This is a genomic window from Thalassospira mesophila (assembly GCF_002115755.1).
GTDB classification, from domain to species: Bacteria; Pseudomonadota; Alphaproteobacteria; order Rhodospirillales; family Thalassospiraceae; genus Thalassospira; species Thalassospira mesophila.
Window position 1 is genome coordinate 1 of the sequence record NZ_JFKA01000034.1, and the last position, 1591, is coordinate 1591.

Annotated in this window: 2 protein-coding genes; one reads left to right on the forward strand and one right to left on the reverse strand. The window is 31.4% G+C overall.

Annotated features, from left to right (window positions below; all coding sequences use genetic code 11):
• A partial coding sequence (locus TMES_RS21850; protein WP_425444069.1) for a hypothetical protein occupies positions 1 to 296 on the forward strand: 296 nt, incomplete at its 5' end.
• Positions 297 to 557: 261 nt separating this feature from the next.
• Here the strand turns inward: TMES_RS21850 and TMES_RS21855 are convergent.
• A complete protein-coding gene (locus TMES_RS21855) occupies positions 558 to 1100 on the reverse strand; it encodes a hypothetical protein (RefSeq protein ID WP_033580908.1) in 543 nt (180 codons plus the stop codon).
• Between the last annotated feature and the right edge of the window lie 491 nt (positions 1101 to 1591).

The window sequence follows — 1591 nt, forward strand, 5'->3', positions numbered from 1 at the left end:
CTAAAAACAGTAAAATGCCAGCAGAACAAAAGCTAGCTACTAGCGAAGTAGCAGCTAGTATGAGCTATGTTGATGAAAGTGAAAGTACGAGCACTAGCTCTTCAAAAGCTAGCACAGTAGATGCAATTGATTTGTTGTTGCAAAGTCCAAAAGACCGTTCAAAACGAGTGTACCGAGGTTTTTATTTTGATGATGATGTGCTAAGTATTATTGATCGAGTTCCTAAAAGTTATAAATCAGAATTAGTAAATGAAGCTCTTAGAAAAGTGTTTAAGGAGAAGGGAATATTAGACTAAAAAGAAAAGCAGGCTTAAGCCTGCTTCTATAGCCTTAGAGGCTATTCTTTTTCTCTTTAATGAACTTAATGACTAAGAAGAATAAAGTAATTAATACAAAGTAGTTTAGTGGATTTTTGAAAACGTTTTGTTCTAATGCAATTTGCAATAAGATATATAAAGAAAAAATCACTAATATAGATGGTATTATGAGTTTATTCAAGTGTCATACCTCACTTTAGTATTTAGGGAATTTTTATTTCTCTAATGTACTTGTTATATTTATTTGAAACAAGATGTTGAAGCACCTGTTAAGCCACCACCAACTGCTCCAGCAATGGCGCCTATTACTCCACCGCCTACAGTTCCTATTCCAGGAATGGTAACTGTTCCTGCGGCAGTACCTGCTAATCCTAGTGTACCTCCACCTGTAATGGCTCCACCTGCAGTACCAGTTATACATTTTCCAACTGACATTGTTTGAACTAATCCTGTATTGTCAGTTAATGCTTCTACTAAAAACCCATTCTCAGTTTTCTTATATTCTAAACTTACAGGATTATCATCTTTATCTGATCCTGTTGTAGGTAATGCTTTTTCAGTGTTGCTCTTTTTATCTTTAATCATAGGATTACCATCTTTATCAAAGTAAAATTCTGCATCTTGAAGTTTAATTTCAAGAACGCTTTCATTAATATTTTCTAATTGAAATGTCCCTTGTTCTTCTTTTTGTTCTTCTGCTGCATTAGCTGTATTAGATAATGATGGCATTGTCATTACGCTAAGTACTAGTACAGTAACAATTAGGTTAAGTATCTTTTTCATAATAGTTATTTCACCTTTCTTTTAAAAATTCCATAAGTATCTTTTTCTTCATAATTGTTGAACGAATGCAAGAATATCACTTTTTAATATAGAATTTAACACCTATTTCCATAATTGATAAAAATGTATCATTTTTATTTCATATCTCACTATAATGATCCAAATATAAAGTAACCGTTATTTTACATTAATTTCTTATTTTCCATAAGATATTTTATGGAAGGATAGATATGTACTGTAGCTGAAATCTATTAGGATATTTTTTAAAAAACTCACCTATATAAGGTGAGTTTTCGTGTTTATTCTACAAATATGGTTTGCAAAAATGTAGGATTTGGTAGAAAATTAGACATAAGAAAAAGCCCTCAAGTTTTCGCCGACTCAGAGGACTTTCTCTAAAAAATATTAAGAAGGAATTAACCTTTTAAGAAGAGATTAACCTTCAACTACATAACTTTATAGAATTATTCTACCACAATAAGGTTAGTTCC

Coding starts and splice junctions, on each gene's coding strand:
- TMES_RS21855 (WP_033580908.1), bottom strand. CDS start 1,100: ATGAAAAAGATACTTAACCTAATTGTTACTGTACTAGTACTTAGCGTA.